This is a genomic window from Salipaludibacillus aurantiacus (assembly GCF_900111295.1).
GTDB lineage: Bacteria > Bacillota > Bacilli > Bacillales > Salisediminibacteriaceae > Salipaludibacillus > Salipaludibacillus aurantiacus.
In genome coordinates this window covers 48,495-71,831 of record NZ_FOGT01000010.1, presented here as the reverse complement: position 1 = coordinate 71,831, position 23,337 = coordinate 48,495, and the positions used below count along the sequence as shown (strand labels likewise).

Annotated in this window: 22 protein-coding genes; 7 read left to right on the top strand and 15 right to left on the bottom strand. The window is 45.2% G+C overall.

The genetic code is table 11. The features are described from left to right. Nucleotides 1-24 precede the first annotated feature (24 nt). The 3 genes from BMW59_RS13215 to BMW59_RS13205 all read right to left on the bottom strand — a co-directional run bounded on the left by BMW59_RS13215 (nt 25) and on the right by BMW59_RS13205 (nt 4,469). A complete protein-coding gene (locus BMW59_RS13215; RefSeq protein ID WP_093052977.1) occupies nt 25-876 on the bottom strand; it encodes a 3-hydroxybutyryl-CoA dehydrogenase in 852 nt (283 codons plus the stop codon). 67 nt (nt 877-943) lie between these two features. Continuing rightward, nucleotides 944-2,122 (bottom strand): acetyl-CoA C-acetyltransferase, encoded by a 1,179-nt coding sequence (locus tag BMW59_RS13210; protein ID WP_093052974.1) that lies wholly within the window; start codon nt 2,120-2,122, stop codon nt 944-946. Nucleotides 2,123-2,363: 241 nt separating this feature from the next. Next, a complete protein-coding gene (locus BMW59_RS13205; protein WP_093052971.1) occupies nt 2,364-4,469 on the bottom strand; it encodes a (Fe-S)-binding protein in 2,106 nt (701 codons plus the stop codon). A gap of 417 nt (nt 4,470-4,886) precedes the next feature. On the opposite strand from BMW59_RS13205, the gene BMW59_RS13200 reads away from it, so the two are divergent. From BMW59_RS13200 to BMW59_RS13185, 4 genes are all read left to right on the top strand, one after another. Then, nucleotides 4,887-5,546 (top strand): peroxiredoxin, encoded by a 660-nt coding sequence (locus BMW59_RS13200; RefSeq protein ID WP_093052968.1) that lies wholly within the window; start codon nt 4,887-4,889, stop codon nt 5,544-5,546. Nucleotides 5,547-5,561: 15 nt separating this feature from the next. Then, nucleotides 5,562-5,792: a hypothetical protein gene (locus BMW59_RS13195; RefSeq protein ID WP_093052964.1), complete on the top strand. Its 231-nt coding sequence runs from the start codon at nt 5,562-5,564 to the stop codon at nt 5,790-5,792. Between the two features lie 119 nt (nt 5,793-5,911). Further along, nucleotides 5,912-7,108: a cardiolipin synthase gene (gene cls, locus BMW59_RS13190; protein WP_245733106.1), complete on the top strand. Its 1,197-nt coding sequence runs from the start codon at nt 5,912-5,914 to the stop codon at nt 7,106-7,108. 186 nt (nt 7,109-7,294) lie between these two features. After that, nucleotides 7,295-9,259, top strand: coding sequence for a heavy metal translocating P-type ATPase (locus tag BMW59_RS13185; RefSeq protein WP_093052961.1), 1,965 nt, complete (start codon nt 7,295-7,297; stop codon nt 9,257-9,259). A gap of 210 nt (nt 9,260-9,469) precedes the next feature. On the opposite strand, the gene BMW59_RS13180 is transcribed toward BMW59_RS13185, so the two are convergent. From BMW59_RS13180 to speE, 6 genes are all read right to left on the bottom strand, one after another. Continuing rightward, nucleotides 9,470-10,267, bottom strand: coding sequence for an alpha/beta fold hydrolase (locus tag BMW59_RS13180; protein ID WP_093052958.1), 798 nt, complete (start codon nt 10,265-10,267; stop codon nt 9,470-9,472). A 45-nt stretch (nt 10,268-10,312) separates the two neighbouring features. Continuing rightward, nucleotides 10,313-10,483, bottom strand: coding sequence for a XapX domain-containing protein (locus BMW59_RS13175; RefSeq protein ID WP_093052955.1), 171 nt, complete (start codon nt 10,481-10,483; stop codon nt 10,313-10,315). 201 nt (nt 10,484-10,684) lie between these two features. Continuing rightward, nucleotides 10,685-12,352: an arginine--tRNA ligase gene (argS, locus tag BMW59_RS13170; RefSeq protein WP_093052952.1), complete on the bottom strand. Its 1,668-nt coding sequence runs from the start codon at nt 12,350-12,352 to the stop codon at nt 10,685-10,687. Between the two features lie 7 nt (nt 12,353-12,359). Further along, nucleotides 12,360-12,764, bottom strand: coding sequence for a YwiB family protein (locus BMW59_RS13165; RefSeq protein WP_177174335.1), 405 nt, complete (start codon nt 12,762-12,764; stop codon nt 12,360-12,362). A 324-nt stretch (nt 12,765-13,088) separates the two neighbouring features. Beyond that, nucleotides 13,089-13,961 carry an agmatinase gene (speB, locus tag BMW59_RS13160; protein WP_093052946.1) on the bottom strand — a complete coding sequence of 291 codons (873 nt, stop codon included), beginning with the start codon at nt 13,959-13,961 and terminating at the stop codon, nt 13,089-13,091. 18 nt (nt 13,962-13,979) lie between these two features. Beyond that, entirely contained in the window at nt 13,980-14,807 is an 828-nt protein-coding gene (speE, locus tag BMW59_RS13155) for a spermidine synthase (RefSeq protein WP_093052943.1), read from the bottom strand. A 438-nt stretch (nt 14,808-15,245) separates the two neighbouring features. On the opposite strand from speE, the gene BMW59_RS13150 reads away from it, so the two are divergent. After that, complete coding sequence (locus tag BMW59_RS13150; RefSeq protein ID WP_093052941.1) at nt 15,246-17,345, top strand: transglycosylase domain-containing protein; 2,100 nt, start codon at nt 15,246-15,248, stop codon at nt 17,343-17,345. A gap of 289 nt (nt 17,346-17,634) precedes the next feature. On the opposite strand, the gene BMW59_RS13145 is transcribed toward BMW59_RS13150, so the two are convergent. Next, a complete protein-coding gene (locus BMW59_RS13145; protein WP_093052938.1) occupies nt 17,635-18,168 on the bottom strand; it encodes a YwhD family protein in 534 nt (177 codons plus the stop codon). 196 nt (nt 18,169-18,364) lie between these two features. Between BMW59_RS13145 and BMW59_RS13140 the strand changes: the two genes are divergently transcribed. Then, nucleotides 18,365-18,553 (top strand): 2-hydroxymuconate tautomerase, encoded by a 189-nt coding sequence (locus tag BMW59_RS13140; protein ID WP_093052935.1) that lies wholly within the window; start codon nt 18,365-18,367, stop codon nt 18,551-18,553. 108 nt (nt 18,554-18,661) lie between these two features. Here the strand turns inward: BMW59_RS13140 and BMW59_RS13135 are convergent, their stop codons facing one another. From BMW59_RS13135 to BMW59_RS13120, 4 genes are all read right to left on the bottom strand, one after another. Continuing rightward, the gene (locus BMW59_RS13135) at nt 18,662-19,012 is read right to left on the bottom strand and encodes a hypothetical protein (RefSeq protein ID WP_093052933.1); all 351 of its coding nucleotides are present in this window, start codon (nt 19,010-19,012) and stop codon (nt 18,662-18,664) included. A gap of 5 nt (nt 19,013-19,017) precedes the next feature. Next, entirely contained in the window at nt 19,018-19,533 is a 516-nt protein-coding gene (locus BMW59_RS13130; RefSeq protein WP_093052930.1) for a YwgA family protein, read from the bottom strand. 3 nt (nt 19,534-19,536) lie between these two features. Further along, entirely contained in the window at nt 19,537-20,841 is a 1,305-nt protein-coding gene (locus BMW59_RS13125; RefSeq protein WP_093053239.1) for an HD domain-containing protein, read from the bottom strand. 273 nt (nt 20,842-21,114) lie between these two features. Then, the gene (locus BMW59_RS13120; protein WP_093052927.1) at nt 21,115-21,336 is read right to left on the bottom strand and encodes a YuzB family protein; all 222 of its coding nucleotides are present in this window, start codon (nt 21,334-21,336) and stop codon (nt 21,115-21,117) included. Nucleotides 21,337-21,537: 201 nt separating this feature from the next. Here BMW59_RS13120 and BMW59_RS13115 point away from each other — a divergent pair, with 201 nt between their 5' ends. Then, complete coding sequence (locus BMW59_RS13115) at nt 21,538-22,377, top strand: lipoate--protein ligase family protein (RefSeq protein ID WP_093052924.1); 840 nt, start codon at nt 21,538-21,540, stop codon at nt 22,375-22,377. Nucleotides 22,378-22,478: 101 nt separating this feature from the next. Here the strand turns inward: BMW59_RS13115 and ku are convergent, their stop codons facing one another. After that, nucleotides 22,479-23,330: a non-homologous end joining protein Ku gene (gene ku, locus BMW59_RS13110; protein WP_093052921.1), complete on the bottom strand. Its 852-nt coding sequence runs from the start codon at nt 23,328-23,330 to the stop codon at nt 22,479-22,481. Nucleotides 23,331-23,337 lie beyond the last annotated feature (7 nt).

Below are 23,337 nucleotides of genomic sequence, written 5' to 3'. Positions count from 1 at the left end.
GCGGTCACCTCTCATGTGTTGTCATCAGCTGTAATTGTAAAAACCACGGCCTGATTTTTTGCCGAGCCAGCCAGCTTTCACATATTTTCTCAGAAGCGGGCAAGGCCTGTATTTGTCATCTCCGAAACCTTCGTGGAGGGTTTCCATAATATACAGACACGTGTCGAGACCAATAAAATCAGCAAGTGTCAGAGGGCCCATCGGATGGTTCATGCCTAACTTCATCACTTCATCCACATCTTCAGGAGTGGCCACCCCTTCAAAAACCGTATAAATTGCTTCATTGATCATCGGCATGAGAATACGATTTGATACAAAACCAGGGAAGTCGTTTACTTCCACCGGTGTTTTCTTTAATGATTCCGACATACTTTTAACGGTATTAAATGTCTCATCTGAAGTAGCCAGCCCCCTGATGACCTCCACCAGTTTCATAACAGGGACCGGGTTCATAAAGTGCATCCCGATCACTTTTTCAGGACGCTTTGTTTCAGCTGCAATTTCTGTAATTGGAAGAGACGACGTATTGGTTGCCAAAATAGCGTGGGAAGGCGCAAACTCGTCCAGCTGGGCAAAAATATTTTTCTTTATTTCCATATTCTCCAATGCCGCTTCAATCACAATATCTGCTTCTTCTGCGTTACTGAGGCGTGTAGACGAATGAATCTGCCGCATAAAACGTTCCATATCCGTTTCAGAAATCCGGTCCTTCTCTACTTGGCGCTGCAACTGTTTCCTTATCCCTTTAAGTCCTTTTTCAACGTATTCTTCCTTTAAGTCATGAAGCATCACATCATAGCCGTTCATCGCGCACACCTGGGCAATACCGGCCCCCATTTGTCCTGCCCCGATTACCATAACCTTTTGTATTTCCATACCAGACTGAACCCCCTTGTCATTTTTATGCTCTATTGTGTTTGGTGCTTTCACCCTTTGGCTTCTTTTACACCTGGATCATAATCGCATCGCCCTGGCCTCCGCCGCTGCAAATAGAGGCAATGCCTGTACCGCCGCCGCGGCGCTTTAATTCATAAGCAAGCGTCAGAATAATTCTTGTCCCGCTCGCACCGATTGGATGCCCAAGTGCTACGGCACCTCCGTTAACGTTTATTTTTTCCGGATCAAGGCCGGCAATTTGTCCGCTTGCCAATGAGACAGCAGCAAATGCTTCATTTACCTCAATCAGGTCGATATCATCGAGTGACTTCCCTGATTTTTCGAGCAGCTTATTTATGACGAGACCTGGCGTTTTAGGAAAGTTTTCAGGCTCTACTGCCAGCTGGGTATGGGCGATAATGGTTGCAAGCGGCTCCAGCCCTTTTTCTTTTGCTTTTTCTTCAGACATTAAGACGAGCGCAGCGGCTCCGTCATTGACTCCAGGCGCATTACCGGCAGTGATCGTGCCTTCGGCTCCGAATACCGGCTTCAACTTGCCCAGCCTCTCTAGTGACGTATCTTTCCTTGGTGATTCATCATTCTCTACGACAAGAGGGTCGCCTTTGCGCTGCGGTACTTCAACAGGGACAATCTCTTCTTTAAACTTTCCTGATTCAATTGCCGCACCGGCTTTTTGATGGCTCTGATAAGACCACTCATCCTGAGCTTCACGGGTCAGGTTATGCTCTTTCGCCACGTTATTTCCGTAATTGCCCATATGGACGCCTGTGAAAGTACAAGTCAGCCCGTCATGGATCATCATGTCATGAAACTTTTGTTCACCCATTTTAAAACCAAAGCGTGCTCCCTTAACAAAGAACGGCGCCTGGCTCATGGATTCCATCCCTCCAGCCACAATCGTGTCCTGCTCTTTTGCCCGGATCAGGATATCGCCCAGTGTGACGCTTCTCATCCCGGAGGCACACACTTTATTGATCGTTTCAGTTTCTGTCTCCCAAGGAATTCCCGCTTCATGCATCGCCTGCCTGGAAGGAAGCTGTCCCTGGCCGCCCTGGAGGACAGATCCCATAATGACATGGCCAATATCCTGCCCTTCAAGGCCAGCCCGTTCAAGTGCTGCTTTGATCGCCTTTCCTCCAAGCTGTGAGGCTGTAAAGCCTGATAAAGCGCCTCCCAGCTTCCCAACCGGTGTTCTTGCTCCACTGACAATCACTGTTTTACTCATGAAAAATTTCCTCCCTTTATTTTCGTTATTTGGCCTTTCCTGTACCAGACTCTTTCTCAAAGTAACTTTACATCAGGAAAACAAATGATCGAACGCTCACTCAGCAGCTTTATAGCTTAATAGTTAAGCGCTTACAAACGTCGCATATGTCTATTGTAAAACATAATTATTCGGATGTCTCGTAAATTTTCCGAGACACCCGAATATTTTGAATTTTGTTTCATAGAGTTATAGGGGGCTGTTAAACTGTCACTGGCTCTTCCTTCTTAACAATGGACTTTTCCACGATTTCCGCAATATCCATTGTTTTAACATCTTCTTCTACTTCTTTCGCCTTCGTTCCGTCACTCAACATCGTTAAGCAGTATGGACAAGCACTTCCGATGACACTGGAAGAGGTGGCAAGCGCCTGCTCTGTTCGCGCTTCATTGACACGTGTGCCGGTATCTTCTTCCATCCACATCATCCCGCCGCCGGCTCCGCAGCACATCCCATTTTCGCGGTTGCGCTCCATTTCAACAAGTTCAACACCCGGAATCGCTTTCAAAATCTCACGAGGCGGGTCGTAAACGTCGTTGTAACGTCCCAGATAACAGGAGTCATGGTAAACGATCGTTTCTTTCACTTCCTGCGTCGGCTTAATAAGCCCGTCTTTGATCCACTGGTAGATCAGTTCCGTATGGTGATAAACTTCCGCTTCAAGTCCAAAATCAGGATACTCATTCTTAAACGTATTATACGTATGCGGGTCTATCGTAACGATTTTCTTAATCTCATTTTTCTCAAATTCCTGAATGTTTGAAGCAGCCAGCTCCTGGAACAGAAACTCGTTTCCAATGCGGCGCGGCGTATCTCCGGAGTTCTTTTCCTTGTTTCCAAGAATGGCAAATTTAATGCCTGCTTCATTCATGATTTTAGCAAAAGACAACGCAATTTTCTGGCTTCTGTTGTCGTAGGACCCCATAGAACCGACAAAGAATAAGTATTCAAAATCTTCATCGCGTTTTTTCATCTCTTTAACAGTTGGAACGTCTACGTCTTCACGCGCATCACGCCAGTTTTCACGTTCCTTACGGTTAATCCCCCAAGGGTTGCCCTGCTTTTCGATATTTTTCATCGTCCGCTGGGCTTCAGTATCCATTTTACCTTCTGTTAAAACAAGGTAACGGCGCATATCAATAATTTTATCTACATGCTCATTCATAACCGGGCACTGGTCTTCACAGTTCCGGCACGTTGTACAGGCCCAAAGCTCTTCTTCAGTAATAACGTCGCCCACAAGGTTGACATCATACGGGTTAAAGTCCAGTGACGCAGCTGCTTCTTCATTCCCTGCTGCAGCCAGCTGGTTTCCTCTTGTATTATTAAAAGCAAAGCTTGGCATCCACGGGTTTCTGGAAGTTACAGCCGCCCCTTTTTCTGTTAAATGATCCCGCATTTTTATAATGAGATCCATCGGTGACAGCATTTTCCCTGTCCCTGTAGCCGGACACATATTCGTACAGCGTCCGCATTCCACACAGGCGTATAAATCCAGAAGCTGTTTCTGGTCAAAGTCTTCAATTTGATTCTTGCCGAATTTTTCAGCTTCTTCATCTTCAAAATTTATGGCTTCAAGCTGGCCCCTTTTATGTGTAGGCCCTGCCCATACATTAGCAGGCCCTGCAATCAAGTGGGCGTGTTTGGATTGTGGTATATAGACAAGGAACGTAAGCAGGAACAAGAGATGCGCCCACCAGAAAATGAAGAACCCGGCTCCTGCCGCCGTCGGACCAATTCCTGCAAAGACGGTCGCAATACCTGATGCAATCGGTTCAGCGCCCGTTGTCGCCTTATCAAGCCAGATCATTTCCATCCCTTTTGCAAACAGTTTTGAAATCATTAAGCCTCCGATAAAGATGAGCACAAGACCGGCTTTAAAGTTTCTTTTAAGCCTGACCAGTTTTTCAACATACCGGCGGTGGAACGCCCAGACGACTGCCACAAGAATGGCGAGGACCACTATCTCCTGGAAAAAAGTAAAGATAGGGTAAACAGGCCCTAACGGCAGATGACTGCCTGGATTTAATCCTTTCCAGATCACATCAATTGCACTGAACTGCACGAGAAGGAATCCGTAGAAAAAGATGACATGGATAATCCCGCTCTTCTTATCCTTCAATAATTTTTTCTGCCCGAAAACCATCGTCATCATGGCTTCCTTACGCTCTTTCATCGACAAAATAAATTCCGGTTTCTTACCAAGCTTGATATATTCCATTCTTGTTTTTACCAGTGAAGCGAATAAGTAAACCGCGTAACCGGTTACAAGAATGAACATGATCCAATTAATTAAAATCGGGTTCATGGAACCATCCCCTTTCAATGTATTCAGAAAATAACTTCAATTTGAATTTTATTATATCACAGAAAAATATGAATGAGTATTCATTCATAGATTTTTTTGTATAATTTTTTTATTTAACACCACACCTGACGTGCTATTCAATTATTTTAAATTTTTGTATATTTTTTTCAGCTCGTCTCTAAAGAAGCAGCGGCCATCACCTCGTTAAAACGCATGAAATAAGCTTCTTATTTCTCAACTAAATTAGCTAATTATCATTTAACACTTCAACTGGAGTAGTTCCTATACGTTCCCACTCTTAATTTCACAAATAATTCACACTAATTTTGCGCTAAAAATCTTCACTTATACCCTAAGGTGTATTAAATTAATAGATGTATTACAAAATAATTATTATAAATAAGGAGAGGTTAAGTCATGGAAAATATGAATCAGGAAGAAAAAGTTATCTCACTTCCCCGTATTGGAGATACTGCGCCGAATTTTGAAGCAGAAACAACACACGGGACATTGCGCTTAGAAGATTTCAAAGGGTCTTGGGTTGTTCTCTTCTCGCATCCCGCTGATTTCACTCCTGTTTGCACAACCGAATTTATCGCTTTCCAGGAGATCGCCGATGAACTGCGCGACCTTAACACAGAGCTTCTAGGACTTAGCGTGGACAGCGTCCACTCCCATATCGCCTGGGTAAGAAACGTGAAAGAGAAAATGGGCGTAGAACTGACCTTCCCTATTATTGCCGACTTAAATAAAGATGTCGCCAAAAAATACGGCATGATTATGCCTGGCGAGAGCACCACAGAAACGTCACGAGCTGTATTTGTCATAGACGATAAGCAAATTGTCCGCGCGGTCATTTATTATCCTCTTTCAACCGGAAGAAATATGCCTGAAATCCTCCGGTTAATTAAAGGACTGCAGACGACCGATGAACATGGCGTAGCTACCCCGGCTAACTGGGAACCAGGAGAAAAAGTCATTGTTCCCCCGCCGAAAACACAGGAAGAAGCTGAGGAACGTGCCAATGACGATAGTGTGGAATGTACTGACTGGTACTTCTGCAAGAAACAACTGTAAAGGAGAGATTCACTAATGGCTTGCGTTAACGGTAACGGCAAACTGACACAATCAGCAAAAAATATTCTACAGGCAGTGGAAAATTCCCCTAAGTCCCCAGCAGACTTGTCCAGGGAACTTGCCATTCCTATGTTCAAAATAAGAAGCTCAATGAGAGACATGGCCTCCATGGGACTCGTACAAGAAACAGAGGGCGCTTATCAACTGGCGCCCGGAGGAAAAAAAATGCTTGATAAATCCAACTGATATGATGAGTGAAAAACCGGTTTGCCCAGGCAGCCGGTTTTTTACTTACCAGAATGATTGATTTTCCACGACATGGGGAATAATACCGGGGACAAACTTTTATGAGAGTTGGAATTAATATGACTATAGTCTTAGCTGTGATCGCCGTCATTATTGCCTGGATTTCTATTGATTTATATATCGGTTTTAAACTCCATCGCTCAAAGATCCGCCCGATGGAAGAAAGCGTACTCAGAAAAAGCCATGTCGATTTCTTCCCCCGGGGAGATAAACTGTTTGACCATATGCTCGATAAGATTGACAAAGCAGAGCATCACATTCATATTCAGTTTTTTATTTTCCGCGATGACCATATCGGCCGGAAATTTCTTGAGCTCCTTAAAGAAAAAGCAGTCCAGGGAGTCGATGTCCGTCTGATGGTGGACTGGGGCGGCTATGCGATCTCCAAAAAAGAGAAAAAGTCTCTTAAAAAAGCAGGCGTCCTTATAAAAAAGACTAACGTCCCCTCTTTTCCTTTACTGTTTTATTCAATGAATGTGCGGAACCACCGGAAAGTAACGGTAATAGACGGATTTCACGGATATATAGGCGGGTATAATGTTGGTGATGAATACTTAGGACGGGATCCTGATCTGGGCCGCTGGAGAGATTACCATATCTATGTCGGCGGAGAAGCAGTTCAGGATTTCCAAAAGCAGTTTATCACTGACTGGAACGGGGCCTCCGGTGAGAAAACCGGCGAAAATAAAATCGAGTCTAAACCAGCAGGATCCGGCCCTGTCCCTCTGAAAGTCATTCCTACTGACGGAGCCCACGTGATTGAAATGGTGGATTCCCTCCTTGACAGGGCAAAAGAATCGGTTATTATCGGCACTCCTTATTTTATCCCTGGAAAAATCTTAAAAAACAAATTAATCAGGCTTGCTAAAAATGGGATTAACGTTAAATTAATTATTCCGAAATATGCCGATCATCCGTTCGTAAAAGATGCAGCTTTCCCCTATTTTCCGGACCTTTTAAAAGCAGGAGTAACTATCCGCCAGTTTACAGAAGGGTTTTACCATTCAAAAGTAATTGTTATTGACGATTACCTGATGGATATCGGCACGTCTAACTTTGACAAACGGAGTTTTCATCTTAACAAAGAGATTAATTGTATTATTGAGGACCGTGACTGGGTGCTTCCTGTTAAAAAGGAAATTGAGAAGGATTTTTATGAATGCTCAGAAGAAATTACCTTAAAGTATGTAAGGAACCGCTCTGTTTTTGAAAGAGGAAAGGAAATGATTGGCACAGCATTGTCACCATTTATGTAGCTTTTCCAGTTCATATTAAAGAAAAAAAGAGTATAATTAAATTAGAGACAATGAATAAAAATTAAAACACTCATATACTTTATTACCCGGAATTTTTTGCTGTCACCTGATATTGGTGGCAGCAATTTCTGCTTTATAAGGGTACTGAAGATGAATTTCTTTATCAATTAGAACGGAGTGATTATCATGGAAATTCAGCCATTAAAATCAGGCGGCTCGCGTATTCTGGCATGCCAGCACTCGTTCAAAAAAGCGTTAGTTGTTCACCGGCAGCTTATTATGTCTCTTTCAGGGGGGATATTTCTTGCAGCAGGCCTTCTCTCTGACCGTGCCGGCGAGCCGGGCTGGGCAACAGCAGCTATTGTTTTTTACATTCTTTCTTATGCTGTTGGGGGCTTCTACAAAGCAAAAGAAGGATTAGAAGACTTGATCCAGGACCGGGCACTGAATGTAGAAATGCTTATGATTCTTGCAGCTCTCGGAGCGGCATCTATCGGCTATTGGAGTGAAGGCGCGATTTTGATTTTTATTTTTTCATTGAGCGGCGCCCTGGAAACCTATACTTGGCAAAAAAGCGAAAAAGATCTCTCTTCGCTCGTTAAATTGGCTCCTTTAGAAGCCAACCGAGTAACTGCAGGCGAAGAACTTGAAACAGTGCCGGTGGACGACCTGCTTGTCGGAGATCGCATACTAATCCGCAGCGGGGAAAGAGTACCGGCAGATGGTGTCGTGGTACGGGGCTCGACCTCAGTTGATGAATCTGCTATTACCGGGGAGCCTGTCCCTGTCGATAAAGATTTAAAAGATGAAGTTTACAACGGAACAATGAACGGACGCGGCTCCATTGTGGTGGAAGTCACAAAGGAAAACGCTAACTCGCTTTTTCAAAAGATGATCGGTCTTGTCGAACAGGCAAAAAGCAGCCGCCCCCCTGCCCAGCAGTTTATTGAAAAAGTTGAAGGCCCTTACGTCATTACGGTATTAATTGTCGTCGCTCTGATGTTAGTGATCCCTCCTCTTATTTTCACTGTGCCTTTTCAGGAGACTTTTTACAGAGCTATGGTTCTTCTGGTAGTCGCTTCCCCGTGTGCTGTCGTTGCCTCAGTAATGCCCGCCCTCCTTTCGGCCATTTCAAACGGCGCAAGAAGGGGCGTTCTAATGAAAGGCGGCACCTACCTTGAACAATTGTCAAAAGCCTCAGCAGTCGCTTTAGACAAAACTGGCACCATTACTAAAGGAGAGCCAGCCGTAACTGACTTCTGTGTTGTGGAAAAAGCGGATTCCGAGGGGATATTAAAGACGGTGGCAGCAGTTGAAGCCCAGTCCAACCATCCGCTGGCAAGAGCGATCACCGCTTTTGTAAAAAAGCAGGGAATAAGCGGCTCAGTCGATGTGGAGTCCATTGAAGATGTGACGGGATATGGTGTAAAAGCTGACATAGGAACTGCCCAGTGGAAAATTGGTAATCTCGAGATGATGACGGGCTGTACGGAAACAGATGATACGACTGAGGAGGAGCCGCTTCCTGAAACCATTGATAACCACAGAACAGCATGGCAGGCAGACGGAAAAACAGTGGTCTATGTATCTAAAAACGGAACAATCATTGCTTCCTTAGCCATCAAAGATGAGATCCGCCCTGAAGCGAAACAACTAATCGATGACCTTCATGACCTTGGAATTAAAACGATTATGATTACAGGCGATCACGAATCCACAGCAGCTTCCATTGCCGCTGAAGCAGGGCTTGATGACTGGGTATCCCAATGCCTCCCTGAACGGAAAGTGACGGAAATCGACCGGCTCAAGGAAAAATACGGCTCGGTAGTGATGGTAGGTGACGGCATTAACGACGCCCCTGCTATGGCTAAGGCTGACATTGGAATCGCAATGGGCTCTGGCACTGACGTCGCCATCGACACAGCCGACATGGTCCTCATGAAAAGCGAACTGGAAAAAATCAGTTTGTCATTTAAGCTGTCTAAACGCCTGAACCGGATCGTGGCTCAAAACCTGATATTTTCTATTTCTGTCATTCTCATTTTAATCGCTGCGAATTTTGCACAGCAGCTGACTTTGCCATTAGGGGTCATCGGCCATGAAGGAAGTACGATTCTTGTCATACTAAACGGGCTAAGGCTGTTACGGTAGGCTGTTCCTGCGTGAGACACGAGTGGGTGTTACCTCCCTGACACTCCGGTAGCACCCACTTCTCACCCACCCGATTCGGACTCGCTTTTTCTCTCGTTTACGCTTGATTTCTCTGTGAGGCACGAGTGGGTGTTACCTGGCTGACACTCCGGTAGCACCCACTTCTCACCCACCCGATTTTTTACCCGATTCCCACCCGATTCGGCCGGGCTAATTATACTTTTTAACAAATTGTTTTATGAGGTGGTGGACTGCTGATGATTTTTTTGTAGGAAGCTGGTGTCCTACGTCCCCTAACAGGATGGTTTCTACCGGTCCCGAAACTTTTTCGTGGAACAGGTGCCGGTAATGATGGACATAATCGTCCCTGTTGCCGTAAAGCAGCAGCACCGGACATTGAATTTGTTCTAACCTGGCTGTGGCCGAGTAGGCCAGTCCAAGCCGGTAATACTGTTCTAACAGGTGCGGCGACATCCGCTTCACATAGTCAGCCAAATCTTTTTTCCTTCGCGGCTCCCGTTCGTGCGCCAGAGCCAGGACATTGGCAATAAGGCCCATCTGCTTCGCCCTTGCGGCATAAATGCCGAGGCGAAATTCATTTCTTAACAGAAAACTGTTTACTTCGGAGAATCCTCCCATAAGAATAATACCGCGAACCCTGTCAGGATATTGAATCGCCGTTTCCTGAACGATCGATCCTCCGTTTGAATATCCGCAGATAAAGGCTGATTTAACGTTTTCGGCATCAAGAACCCTTTTGACGTCTTCGGCCAGAAGCGGCATTGAAAGGGGCCTTTCATCCATTCCGCTCCGCCCGTTCCCTCTCAAATCCATCGTCATGACTTGATAATCATTGGATAACCTGCTTTTTTGACGTCGGAAGGTTACATGTCCCATCGAAGGAGGATGCACAAAAAGGAGCGGAATTCCTTTCCCCTCCTTCTCATAATATATATCTGCTGCGTGCTCATCTTTAGTAAAAGGCATTGCCAAAACCCCCATTTTCATCTCACAGATTCATAATGGGTTTAGCTTATGCCGCTGCCGGGATTCTTATCCAAAAAATGACGTGGAAACCCACTGGAACAATTTAAATCCGAGATAGACCCCAAAAATTCCCATAACACCCGGTAAAGCCGGCGGTGCCGGGATCGGAAGCTTGATAAGGGCAAATACAAAACCGACGATCAAGCCTGCAAGGAGAGCTAATATGATTTCTTGCATTATTTCACCTACTTTTTAACGACTATATTTTTCAGAAGATAAACCTTTCACTTCAAAAAAATTATCTTATTAAACACTATTAAATCTACATGTTCTATACTAACAGAAAGAGGTACGTACATCTATATTTTTGAAAAAATATTAGTAATAATTCTTTGGGAAAAATTAAAAGCCCCCCTGAAAAAAGAGAGGCTTGATTCTTTACATTTTTTCCGGTGCTTCCACTCCAACGAGAGCAAGCGCATTTTTAAGTGTGATACGGACGGCTTCCATCAGCGCCAGACGGGCTTTCGTTAATGCCTCATCATCGCTGATAACTTTTTCTGCATTATAAAAGCTGTGCAACGCCTGGGCCAGTTCATGGACGTAGTTTGTAATTCGGTGCGGCGAACGCCGTTTAGCTGCGTCAGCTACGGCTTCAGGGAATTCGCCTATTTTTTTCATAAGATCCTGTTCTTTATCTGCCGTAAGGCTTGTCAGATCGGCTGCGGGATCGACAGTGTAACCTTTATCTGCCGCCTGGCGGAGCATGCTGCAGATTCGAGCATGTGCATACTGGACATAATAGACCGGGTTTTCATTGGATTGGGATTTAGCCAGATCCAAGTCAAAATCCAGGTGGGTGTCAGCCGCACGCATCGCAAAGAAGTAACGGGTGGCGTCGATTCCAACCTCTTCCATCAGTTCACGCATCGTTACAGCTTTACCTGTCCGTTTACTCATCTTAACTTTTTCGCCGTTTTCAAACAGGTTAACCATTTGAATGATTTGCACGTCAAGCTGTTCTTTATCGTAACCGAGTGCCTGGATCGCTGCTTCCATTCGGCCAATATAGCCGTGATGGTCTGCTCCCCAGATGTTAATCAGCTCTTCAAAGCCCCTGGCGAACTTGTTTTTATGATAAGAAATATCCGGGGTGAGGTACGTGTAGGAGCCGTCGCTTTTAACAAGGACACGGTCTTTATCATCGCCGTAGGCTGTTGACCTGAACCAGACAGCGCCATCCTGTTCGTATGTTTCACCGCGCTCCTTCAGCTCTTCAAGTACTTCTGTGATGTTCCCGCCGGTATAAAGGGACGTTTCCGAAAACCAGTTATTAAAGTTAACGCGGAAATCAGCCAGGTCGTTTTTCAGCTTGTCCAGCTCGCGTTTCAGTCCGTATTCACGGAAAAATTCACGGCGTCCCTCTTCATTAGCTTCTTTAAAACGGCTGCCGTAAGTGTCGGCAATTTCCTTCGCAAAGTTAATGATGTCTTTGCCGTGATAGCCGTCCTCAGGCATCGGCACGTCTTCCCCAAGCTCCTGAAGATAACGGGCTTCAAGGGAAAGTGCCAGGTTATCAATCTGATTTCCTGCATCATTAATATAATATTCACGTGCCACATCGTATCCTGCTTTTTCAAGCACATGGCAAAGCGAGTCGCCGACTGCTGCTCCGCGGGCGTGTCCGAGGTGCAGGGTGCCAGTCGGGTTAGCTGAAACGAACTCAACCTGAATTTTTTTGCCATTGCCTACATTTGTTTCTCCAAATTTATCCTTCTGTTCCAGAACGGTTGCTACGATGTCTGTTAAATAATCTTTTTTCATAAAGAAGTTAATGAAGCCAGGTCCTGCAATATCGAGTTTTTCAACCTTCCCGGCCTCATGATCAAAGTTAGCTGCAATATCTTCAGCGATCATTTTGGGCGCCTTTTTAGCTACGCGCGCGAGCTGCATAGCAAGGTTTGTCGCAAAATCCCCGTGACTCTTATCTTTCGGCGTTTCAATGACCACGTCTGGCATTTCTTCTTTTTCAGCGAGCTCTGCTTTTAATACGGCTGCAATTAACTGCTCCTTTAAGCCTTCTTTCAGCTGTTCTACTTGGCTCATCGTTGATTTATACCTCCTTGATTTTTACGTGCATATGATAATTTCCAGTTTTTGACCCTTGCATCACGAGCGCATAACGCAAGTCGATGAATCCTTCCAGGGCCTGGCTGTCCCATTCATAATCAACTTCAGACGTGTCGGTACGCATATCCATCGGACCATACGGGCTGTGGTACATTCCTTCTGTCTCACGCCCCGGGATAAAGCGCTGGTTCATTGTAATGGCGCCTTTCCTCTGAACAGACATCTGCCCGCGGTGAAGTTTGACTGTTTGAATAGTTGACTGAGTATCATTTTCTTCTTGAGGCTCAGAAAAACGGATCACAGTCATCCCGCCCCGGTGGAACAGCTCTCCAGAGGCTTCCATCGAATGAACCTCTTTACGTCTGCCATCTTTAATTGTCGTTTTCATGTGTATAGTTACAGGTAATCCGCTTGAAGACATGGGGCTTCATCACCTATTCCTTCCTTTTAATAACTCTACTATTATAACGAAAATAAAGTAAGAGGTTCAAGAGCAGAGCCAAGTTTTCTATGATTGGGACAGTAAACAAACGTGAAAAACCCGGTTCATCAAGGGGCATGGCACAAAGAAGCTGGTCATAAAGGGGTTTTTCACAAAAAGCTTTTCCATATAAGTGGTTTTTCGTAAAGGGGATTTTTCACAAAGGGGTCAGACCCCCCATTATATGGAAAATACCCGCGCCGGGATTTTAGACCGGCACGGGTGATGTGGTTACTTTTTAAAGCCGAGCAGCATTTCACGGAGGAATTTACTGGCGGCGATCGCTGTTTGTTCTGAGTTGTCGTAGGCGGGTGACACTTCGACTAAGTCAAAACCGGTAATTTGAACATCCGACGCAGCGATGGCGTGAATCGCTTCGAGCAGTTCTTTGGAAGTGATGCCTCCTGCTTCAGCAGTGCCAGTTCCAGGGGCGTACGCCGGGTCAAGCACATCAATATCAATTGTGACGTAAACCGGGCGCCCCGCTAATTGCGGAAGGATTTTTTTTAACGGTTCAGCTACTTCAAATTTACTCATATGCATGCCGGACTCCCGGGCGTACTGGAATTCCTCACGCATACCTGACCGGATGCCGAAAGAAAAGACGTTTTCCGGTCCGATCAATTCACATGTTTTCCGGATAGGCGTGGAATGGGAAAGCACTTCCCCTTCGTATTCTTCCCTTAAGTCTGCATGGGCATCTATATGAATGACAGCCAAATCCTCGAACTTATTAAACATAGCCCGGATCACAGGCCACGACACGAGGTGTTCACCGCCAATTCCTGCCGGAAGTTTGGCATCCTCAAGAAGACGGTTGGCATACGTTTCTATCATATCGATACTTTTAGCTGCATTCCCAAACGGCAGAAGCATGTCCCCGGCATCGTGCACACTCACCTCTTCTAAATGGCGGTCAAGATACACGCTGTATTCTTCGAGGCCGATGGAAGCTTCACGGATACGGTTCGGGCCGAAACGGGAACCAGGCCGGAAGCTGACAGTGTAATCCATCGGCATCCCGAACATCACAATATCCGCTTCATCATATGATTTAGCTGCCATAATAAATTTTCTTCCTGAATATCCTTCGTCAAAAAACATAAGTCATCCCTCTTCCCGTTACTTAGTTAAGTCTTCTACGAATTTCGGCAGGGCAAACGCTGCTTTGTGGATGTCTTTCGTGTAATATTTCGTATCAAGATCATGAATACGGTCCTCTTGTACATCAAGCGGGTCGTATTTTTTTGAACCGATCGTAAATGACCAGAGACCGCTTGGGTACGTAGGAATATTGGCCGTATAAAGACGGGTAATCGGGAACGTCTCCTTCACATCACGGAAGACGTTTCGGATGAGTTCCTGCTGAAACCACGGGTTATCTGTCTGTGCGACAAATACGCCATCTTCTTTTAACGCTTTGGAAATGCCTTCATAGAATCCTTTTGTAAAAAGATTGACGGCAGGTCCTACCGGTTCGGTGGAATCTACCATAATGACATCGTACTCATTCTCACTTTTGGCGATATGCATGAAGCCATCATCGACCTGAACATCTACACGAGGGTCATCGAGTTTGCCGGCAATCGTCGGCAAATATTGCTTGGAGTATTCAATGACTTTTCCGTCTATTTCCACGAGAGTGGCTTTCTCAACTTCAGGGTGCTTAAGGATTTCGCGGATAACGCCTCCATCACCGCCTCCGACAACCAGGACATTTTTAGGATGAGGATGGGTATGAAGCGGCACGTGAGCCACCATTTCGTGATAGACGAACTCATCTTTTTCTGTAGTCATAACCATGTCATCGAGAAGGAGCATATTGCCAAACTCCTCAGTCTCTACCATATCAAGCTGCTGGAAATCTGTTTTTTCACTTACATACGTTTTCTTTATTTTTGCTGTAATTCCGAAATTCTCTGTCTGTTTCTCTGTAAACCAAATACTCATTTGGCGTCACCTCTTTTTTATTTATAGATCTGTTAATCTTTGTTTTTAGCAGCCCCGGGACCAATCGCCTCATCCCTTGTATGGAGTAAGGCTCCTGGCTTTTCGCCCCCCCCCCGGGCTGAACCGGTGCTTAAACGTCTGTTTAAAGCTTGCCAGGCTGTTACAGCTACTTGTAAACTTAGTGTCCCTTTTCCATCACTTCGTCAACTCAAACTATCTATTTTCCCAATTAAACGAAAAGTACAGAAAAAGTATATAGCAATCCTAAATAAATAGAAACTGTTTTCTTAATTTCATAACTAAAGTAACGTATAAAGCCCTTCAAAAGGTGGAAAACTGTGGGAATGGAAACTTCTGGGGGGGTCTGACCCCCCAGCTGTTCCCAGTAACTACACTTTGGAAATAAATGGGGGGTCAGACCCCGGAAAGGGGCACGGGATGGAAGTGCTGACACGGACGGCCTACCATAAGCGCCGTCGTCTTTGGACTAAAATACTTTGGTTCGGCGTACTTGTTATTTTCTTCAGTTTCCTCACGTTGAGCGCTCTCGTGTTGTACGCTTATCAAATGGAGCGGCCTTCATTATCGGTTCCCGATACTACCGTTGTTTATTCTGCTGACGGTGAGAGGATCGGAGAGTTTCATCAAGGCGAACACCGTTACTGGATACCGCTGGATCAAATGGGCAATACCATAGTGGATGCCACTCTGGCTATTGAAGACCGCCGGTTTTACGACCATTACGGCTTTGACCCAATCCGGATCACCAGGGCTGCTCTGACTAACGTTTTATCAGGCTCTAAAGCGCAGGGAGCCAGCACAATAACTCAACAGTACGCACGGAATTTATTTTTAACACATGATAAAACATGGGCAAGAAAATGGCATGAAGCTTTATATGCTTTACGCCTTGAGCTTCATTATTCAAAAAAAGAAATTCTTGAAGGCTATCTTAATACAATTTATTACGGGCACGGGGCTTACGGAATTGAAGCAGCCGCCAACCTTTATTTTCAAAAAAACGCTGATGAATTAACATATTCAGAAGCTGCGCTGCTTGCAGGAATACCGAAAGGGCCGAGTATCTATTCGCCTTTTGTGGATGAGGAGCGGGCCTTCACCCGCCAGCATACCGTGCTCAGATCAATGGAAGAAGCCGGCACACTCTCTCCTGAAGAAAGAGCGGGTTATGAGTCTGCACCTTTAACCTTTGCCTCCAGCCAGGAAACAGAAGGGAAACGGGTCGCTCCGTATTTTCAGGATGCCGTCCGTCAGTGGCTCGCTGAAGAACACGGGTTTGATCCGGCTATGCTCGATGGCGGCGGCCTGGAAATTCACACGACTCTTCATTCAGGCTTACAAAAGCATGCCGAAGACATTATTTCAAGAGAGCTTGACCCTGACCATGAACTGGAAACTGCCTTAGTGGCAATGGACCCTCGAACTGGCGATGTAAGAGCCCTGGTCGGCGGGAAAAATTATACGGACAGCCCTTTTAACAGGGCTACACAGGCAAAACGGCATCCAGGTTCCACAATGAAGCCTTTCTTGTATTATGCGGCTCTCGAGCATGGTTTAAAGCCTAATTCAATGCTTAAAAGTGAAGAGACCACTTTTGTTTTTGATGAAGGCAGAGATGAATACAAACCTAGTAACTTTAACCACCGCTATGCCGATGATTACATTACGATGCTTCAGGCACTGGCTGTTTCTGATAATATTTTTGCCATTAAAACGCACTTTCTGCTTGGCTTTGAAGACCTTCTTCATACGGCAGGCCGGTTTGGTATTGAGAGCCCGTTAGAGGCTAATCCTTCCCTTGCGCTTGGGACGAGTGATGTCGGGGTGCTGGAAATGACGAAAAGTTACAGTCCGTTTGCCAACGGCGGCTACCGTATCACTCCCCGGCTCGTGGAAAAAATCGAGGATCGCGACGGAAACATCCTGTTCGAAGCGAATATGGAGAGAAAACAAGAATTTAACCCTGCCCACACGGCCATTATGACAGATTTAATGAAAGGCATGTTTGAGCCTGAATTGAGTGCAAGCTTTGGAGCTGTGACGGGAGGGAGCATTTCCAACGTCCTTGACCGCCCAGTGGCCGGAAAAAGCGGGTCGACTCAATCTGACAGCTGGATGATCGGGTACACCCCCCAGCTGTTAACAGGTGTGTGGACAGGTTACGATGATGCACGTTTCCTTGAAAGCGGAGACGCCGCCCATTCGAAACAAATTTGGGCAAAGTTTATGAAAAAGTCGCTGGATGGGGAATTAAAGCTGAGCTTTCCTGTCCCTAAAAATGTGACCGAAGTGAGCATAAATCCAGCAAACGGCCTTCTGGCGACGGAACACTGCCCCGTCAGCCGTCCTACCCTTTTTTATAAAGGAACCGAACCAACCGAATACTGTAATGAACATATTGGAGAATTGGAAGAAGAAACTTTTGAAACAGAAGGCGATTCAGAGGACAGCCCCTCCGGCCGTGAAGATAAAAAGAAAGAAAAATGGCTTGACCGCTTCACCGACTGGATACCTTAAGGAAATAAATGGGGCCAGACCCCCCATTTATTGGTAAATACGCGATGCACTGGTAAAAATACGCAAAAAAAACAGACGAAGGGAACTGGGACGCGTTCCTTCGTCTGCTTTTCTTGTCTTAGTATTTCTTGTGCGTGTGTGGCTTTAAGTTTACAAAAGGATCGGATTTATGACAAGGGGAATTTTGGAAGTTCACATTTTGTTCACATTTTCGACACAAATCTCTATACCCAATTTTCCCCGGAACTTTTTTAAAAGTGTGCGCCATTTCACCCGTCCCGTCTGACTCCTAAACAGTCAAGTCTTCTTTAAGCTGATCGTCCGCGCGTTCCCACATGCCTTCGTCAAAATCAAAAAGAAAATCTTTTAAAATTGTTTTCGACCGGTCATCCATCTGGGAAACGACGATCCGCCGCTTTAAGGATTTATCCATGTTGTTCACATGTTCAGGGAGACTTTTATAACCGCGGCGGATTTCCCGGTCCACGGTCATTTCGCAGGCTGTGACGCCTACATAAGTCGGGCCGCCGTTCAGGGGCTCGACAGTGACCCACACAAGCCAGTACGGCTTTCCATTCGGTACGGCTTCTTTTTCTTTTAGAAATTTAATCCCTTTCTCAACAGCGCTTCGCGCATGCAGAGCGCCCATATCCACAAAGGCTTCTCCGCCTTCCACGTCGACAAACACCGGAGTAATATTATTTAAATTTAATGTTCCCACTCCGAAACCGCCATGGCCATCTGTGGAATCTCCACTTAAAATATTAAAACTTTTACTCATCTTTTTAATCTTTTCATTTTTTGCTTTATCTGATTCGTTCATTCTTATCCCTCGCCTTCACCAAATAGTGATTACGTCTAGTTTATCATACAACGTTTTTCGGATGCACAAATCTAAAACGGGAAAACTTCTGTTTTTAAAAGGAAAAAAGGCGAAGAATGTTGAAAAGGTAAAGGTGAACCTCCCCGCTGCATCCAGCGCGGAAGATTAGATGCTCACTTTGAAAGGAGAAACAGATATGCCGATAGTGACAGTAAAAATGCTTGAAGGACGTACAGATGAACAAAAACGGGCCCTCGTTGAAAAGGTGACAGAAGCAGTTACAGAAACAACTAATGCGCCGAAAGAACGCGTCTCCGTTGTCATTGAAGAGATGACATCTGACAATTTCGGAGTCGCCGGTGTCCGGGCAAGCGACAAAGGATAAATACGTAAAAAAAGCTTGCCGCTAATTCTGGCGGAAACCTCAGATTTAAATTAGTACTAAAAAGGTGCTTTCAAAGAGGGGTAAACCCTTTGAAAGCACCTTTTATTCTTATCTCAACGCGTCATTAGCAAGCCTCAGGCATTTCTGGTAAAAGGCCATTCTCTTATCTTCTTCATACCTTTCCAGTTCCTCATCAATCCAAGCAAAACTCTTCAGCAGCATTTCTTCAGGCACACCTCTCGTTACAAGCACCTGGTGAAGCCATAACGCGTAATCTACAAAAATCTGTTCATTTTCTAACTCATAAGCTGTGTTTAAATAATTAAAGTGATGAAGCAGATCTTCTTTTGTATGCTTCCTTCCCCGGTCACCGAATTTCTCCAGCTCCGCCCCGTCCTGTTCATAGAACTTCTCAGTTAAAGCTTCGGCTACTGCCTCTTCACTGAATGGAAGACTCATAGGCCTCAAACCTCTCCTTCATTCATTGATTCACGCAGCCTGGCGATATAGGCATATGCTTCGTCAATATCTTCTTCGGTATAATTTTGCTTCGCTTTAAGCTTAAATACCTTATTCGTCACGTCTTCCTTTGAAAGTTCTTCGAAATACAGCACGGTTGACACGAGTTCAAGAAATTTAGCGCTCTGACCGTTCATTTCCTGCAAGACACGAGTCACTTCAGGAAATTCATAACCAGTCATACCCAGAAATTCTTCCCCTTTATCAGCCAGTTCATAGCGGTACTGCTGGTAACCAGCCTTTTTTTCTTTCACCTCAGAAATAAAATCCAGCTGGCTCATTTCTTCCATACGCAAAGTCAGTTCTTCTGAATAAGGTCCAAACATATGAAACTGATATTTTTCGTGAAAAGGCAGGTCTATTTTTTTAGCTATGTAAATCATCTTCTGCAATTTTTTACGCCCGACAATTTCACCTGTCTGTTTAAAAAAAGCGAGAAGCTTCGCATGTTCATTAAGCACCTTTTATCCCTCCTGGTTAGTGAGTAAAGATAAGATCTTCTGTTTTTCTTTTGCAAAAGTCGTTTGGTCCGACAGAAAATCTTCGGGAAAATAAAGTTTGTGGTCCGTCCGTTTTTTTCCGGAAATAGCTTCAACGACATCTGATTCCCTGGACAGTTCTCTCAGCCTTCCGTCTGGCATTAACAAGTGAATCGGCAGCCGCTCGTCTTTCTCGCCGGGCCTGTAAAAATCATACGGCAGGTCTGAAGACGAATCGATTACAAGATAATAATCCGGATTAAGCCCTATTTTTTTGAAAAGCTGCTGAAGTTCTGGCCAGATCAGCATTTGCTTACTCGGATTGCATTCCACATATTTGAACAGGCGGCGGTTCATAAACCGCTGGCAGAGATCACTTAAAATCGGATCGTCTTCTTCCTCCCACGCCTGAAAATAATAAAGGATGATCGACTCATCCAGTTTTAGGTAATCCTTTAATGTTACTTCCCCATTAAACATAGATTTAAAATGGATTGGCGTAATTTTAAAAGGATAATTTTCAGCCAGCAATTCTCTCGCCCGGTGCAGAATCTTGCTGAGGATGACTTCCGCACTTCTCGTGACAGGGTGAAAATAAACCTGCCAGTACATTTGATACCGGCTCATGATGTAATCTTCTACTGCATGCATCCCGCTATGCTTAAAGACGGCCTGATCTTCTTCCGGCCGCATGACTCTTAAGATCCGCTCCATATCAAACTGGCCGTAGCTCACGCCTGTATAGAAAGCGTCGCGAAGGAGGTAATCCATCCGGTCGGCATCAATCTGGCTCGAAATGAGGCTTACGAGAAGTTTGTTGTCATATGTCTTCGCTATGACATCCGCCACTTTCTCCGGCACATCCGGACTCATTTGCCGGAGAACCTGATTAATTTCTGTGTCGCCCAGAATAATCTCCCTTGTCCACTTTTCATGGTCCATATGAAAAACTTTTTCAAATGAATGGGAAAACGGTCCGTGGCCCACGTCATGGAGTAATGCTGAAGCGAGGCATACGAGCCGTTCTTCTTCGTCCCATGCCCCTTTTTTCTCCAAGTTCTCCACCATCCGGCGCATCACTTCATACACACCGAGAGAGTGGTTAAACCTTGTATGTTCCGCGCCATGAAACGTCAGAAATGTGGTCCCAAGCTGGCGGATCCGTCTAAGCCGCTGGAATTCTTTCGTCCCTATCAGCTCCCAGATCAGCTCGTCTCTAACATGAATGTACCGGTGCACCGGATCTTTAAATACCTTTTCTTCTTCCAGCTTTCCGTCTTGCCTCTCCATTGCAGGCGTGACCCCTTCCTCTGATTTCTGCTCTGTTAATTTTTTTGTCATATCGTGTCTTAGTTTATCTTGTTTTATTATACTAGATTGTTCCTTGAAAAAAATAGGTGATTTATGACGGCGTATAATATTTTTGCTGCGGCAGTCATAATAAGAACGGGACTGACTTGCGCTCTCTTGCTCTACCGTCTGGTCTAAAGCCCGCAAAAAAACTGCAGATAAGCCGTAGTCTAACGGTCCCTGCAGTTCTTTTTATCTATCTGGCCGGCCACATTATTTCATTCGTTTTTTGACTTTTTCCATTAATTGATCCTCGTCGAGCGCTGCGACAGGACGGTCATTCACAAACGTGAATACTTTTTTCCGGCCCGGCCCGCAGTATGACTGGCACCCGATCTCAATCTCAGCATCAGGATCGAGCTTCTTTAACTTAGGAAGTAATGTTTTAATGTTTGTGGCCTGGCAATCGTCACATATATAAAACTTGTTTGCCATTTTTCACCACATCCTTATTTTTAGACTGCCAGGGCCGGCTCGCTTATGCTTCCCGGCCGCACCTCTTTTTCAGGCTGAAGGTGCTACTGAAGTATTTTACAACTTACCCGTAGTAAAATGCAATAACCTTGCCCAAAAACAGGGCTGGAAATATGATATAATTTTCTCGGCATAATAGCGACATAAAGAGGAGCATGACCAATGATAAATCTCCAACATTTACTTTATAGACAAAACTGGCTGTTTTTAGACCAGTCTGTTTCCGGCCTGGCAATGAATCCGATGCATTCGTTTGCGATGGATGATACGTTGTGCAGGCGGGCATCAGAATTTGAGAATACAGGTATTGCCCGTCCCTGGGTGCATGACAGAACCGTGGTTCTGGGCATTCAGGACAGCCGTCTGCCTTTTATTGATAAAGGCGTTCAATTTTTGAGAAACGAGGGGTACGAAGTGATTGTCAGGAATTCAGGAGGCCTGGCAGTTGTTCTTGATCCTGCTGTTTACAACTTGTCCCTCATTTTCCGGGACGAGAAGAACTTAACAATCGACCGGGGATACGACCTTATGGTGGCATTTACGAGGCTTCTCCTCCACGATGTAGGAGTTATTGAGGATGGAGAAATAAAAGAATCTTATTGCCCCGGAAGATACGATTTAAGCGTCAACGGACAAAAGTTCGCCGGCATCTCCCAAAGACGGCTTCGCGGAGGCGTGGCAGTCCAGATCTATCTGGCTATGAGCGGAAGCGGCTCTGAAAGGGCGTCACTGATCCGGGAATTTTACAGCCGGGCTGTCAATGGGGCTGCGACGAAGTTTGAGTATCCACGGATTATGCCTGAAAAAATGGCGTCACTTGAAGAAATTTCCGGCCACACGTTCACATCTGAAAAATTGAACGAGCGCCTCCTTTTGCAGCTTCAAAAATTAAGCGGCAAACTCGGTATATACGAACTAGACAGCACCGACTGGGAGCGGTATGAAAACAACATTGAGCGAATTGTAAAAAGGAATGAGAAAGTCTCAGCTGTCAACGGCTGATAATGGACCGCACGTTTATTACTGCACTCCGGCCTCTTGGTAAAAAGCAGTAAGTCCTCATCTTCCTGATCCGCTAAAAAGCCTGGCTGGATATATTCCAGTCAGGCTTCCTGTTTAACTTTTGGTTTGGCAGCGGCTTTTTTCCTCCCGCCCGCTCCTGCTGCTTTAGGCTGTTTCTTTGTTTTATCGATTGATGCTTGAAGGGCAGACATGAGGTCAGTGACATTGGCAGCGGCTGCCGGCTGCTTCCCTTCATCTGCTTCCACAATCTGTTTGCCGGTTCGCTTCTCTTCAATGAGTTCCATTAAAGCGGTACGGTAATCATCGCTGTATTTCTCCGGTTCAAACGGGGTGGTGAGCTGTTTAATCAGCATTAAGGCTGTATCAAGCTCTTTTTTTGTGATGTTTTGGTTGTCAGGTATAGAGACATCTCCCGCATTTCGCACTTCGTCCGGAAAATGAATGGTTTCCATAAGCAGCGTATTTTCGTAAACTCTCACGACTGCCAGCTGTTCTTTCGACCGGATAACAATTTTAGCCACCCCTATTTTCCCCGACTTCTCCAAGGCTTGCCTCAAAAGCTGATAAGCTTTTCCTCCACCGGCATCAGGAGCGAGGAAATAACTCTTTTCAAAATAAATAGGATCTATTTCCTCAAGATCCACAAAATCGATAATCTCCACAGCTTTTTCTTCAGTTTCTTTTTTCAGTTTTTCCAAATCATCCTGATCGAGCACCACAAATTTATTCTTCTCATATTCGTAAGCTTTAACGATCTCTTCATTTTTTACTTCTTTATCGCACCCCGGGCACGTTTTTTCATAAGAAATGGGCGTGTGGCACTCTTTATGAATTTGCCGAAGCTTAATGTCTTTATTTTCAGTGGCCGCATGCAATTTCACAGGAATATTGACGAGGCCAAAGCTGATACTTCCTTTCCATACCGTATGCATAATATTT

Coding starts and splice junctions, on each gene's coding strand:
- BMW59_RS13215 (WP_093052977.1), bottom strand. CDS start 876: ATGGAAATACAAAAGGTTATGGTAATCGGGGCAGGACAAATGGGGGCC.
- BMW59_RS13210 (WP_093052974.1), bottom strand. CDS start 2,122: ATGAGTAAAACAGTGATTGTCAGTGGAGCAAGAACACCGGTTGGGAAG.
- BMW59_RS13205 (WP_093052971.1), bottom strand. CDS start 4,469: ATGAACCCGATTTTAATTAATTGGATCATGTTCATTCTTGTAACCGGT.
- BMW59_RS13200 (WP_093052968.1), top strand. CDS start 4,887: ATGGAAAATATGAATCAGGAAGAAAAAGTTATCTCACTTCCCCGTATT.
- BMW59_RS13195 (WP_093052964.1), top strand. CDS start 5,562: ATGGCTTGCGTTAACGGTAACGGCAAACTGACACAATCAGCAAAAAAT.
- cls (WP_245733106.1), top strand. CDS start 5,912: ATGACTATAGTCTTAGCTGTGATCGCCGTCATTATTGCCTGGATTTCT.
- BMW59_RS13185 (WP_093052961.1), top strand. CDS start 7,295: ATGGAAATTCAGCCATTAAAATCAGGCGGCTCGCGTATTCTGGCATGC.
- BMW59_RS13180 (WP_093052958.1), bottom strand. CDS start 10,267: ATGAAAATGGGGGTTTTGGCAATGCCTTTTACTAAAGATGAGCACGCA.
- BMW59_RS13175 (WP_093052955.1), bottom strand. CDS start 10,483: ATGCAAGAAATCATATTAGCTCTCCTTGCAGGCTTGATCGTCGGTTTT.
- argS (WP_093052952.1), bottom strand. CDS start 12,352: ATGAGCCAAGTAGAACAGCTGAAAGAAGGCTTAAAGGAGCAGTTAATT.
- BMW59_RS13165 (WP_177174335.1), bottom strand. CDS start 12,764: ATGAAAACGACAATTAAAGATGGCAGACGTAAAGAGGTTCATTCGATG.
- speB (WP_093052946.1), bottom strand. CDS start 13,961: ATGTTTTTTGACGAAGGATATTCAGGAAGAAAATTTATTATGGCAGCT.
- speE (WP_093052943.1), bottom strand. CDS start 14,807: ATGAGTATTTGGTTTACAGAGAAACAGACAGAGAATTTCGGAATTACA.
- BMW59_RS13150 (WP_093052941.1), top strand. CDS start 15,246: ATGGAAGTGCTGACACGGACGGCCTACCATAAGCGCCGTCGTCTTTGG.
- BMW59_RS13145 (WP_093052938.1), bottom strand. CDS start 18,168: ATGAACGAATCAGATAAAGCAAAAAATGAAAAGATTAAAAAGATGAGT.
- BMW59_RS13140 (WP_093052935.1), top strand. CDS start 18,365: ATGCCGATAGTGACAGTAAAAATGCTTGAAGGACGTACAGATGAACAA.
- BMW59_RS13135 (WP_093052933.1), bottom strand. CDS start 19,012: ATGAGTCTTCCATTCAGTGAAGAGGCAGTAGCCGAAGCTTTAACTGAG.
- BMW59_RS13125 (WP_093053239.1), bottom strand. CDS start 20,841: ATGGAGAGGCAAGACGGAAAGCTGGAAGAAGAAAAGGTATTTAAAGAT.
- BMW59_RS13120 (WP_093052927.1), bottom strand. CDS start 21,336: ATGGCAAACAAGTTTTATATATGTGACGATTGCCAGGCCACAAACATT.
- BMW59_RS13115 (WP_093052924.1), top strand. CDS start 21,538: ATGATAAATCTCCAACATTTACTTTATAGACAAAACTGGCTGTTTTTA.
- ku (WP_093052921.1), bottom strand. CDS start 23,330: ATGCATACGGTATGGAAAGGAAGTATCAGCTTTGGCCTCGTCAATATT.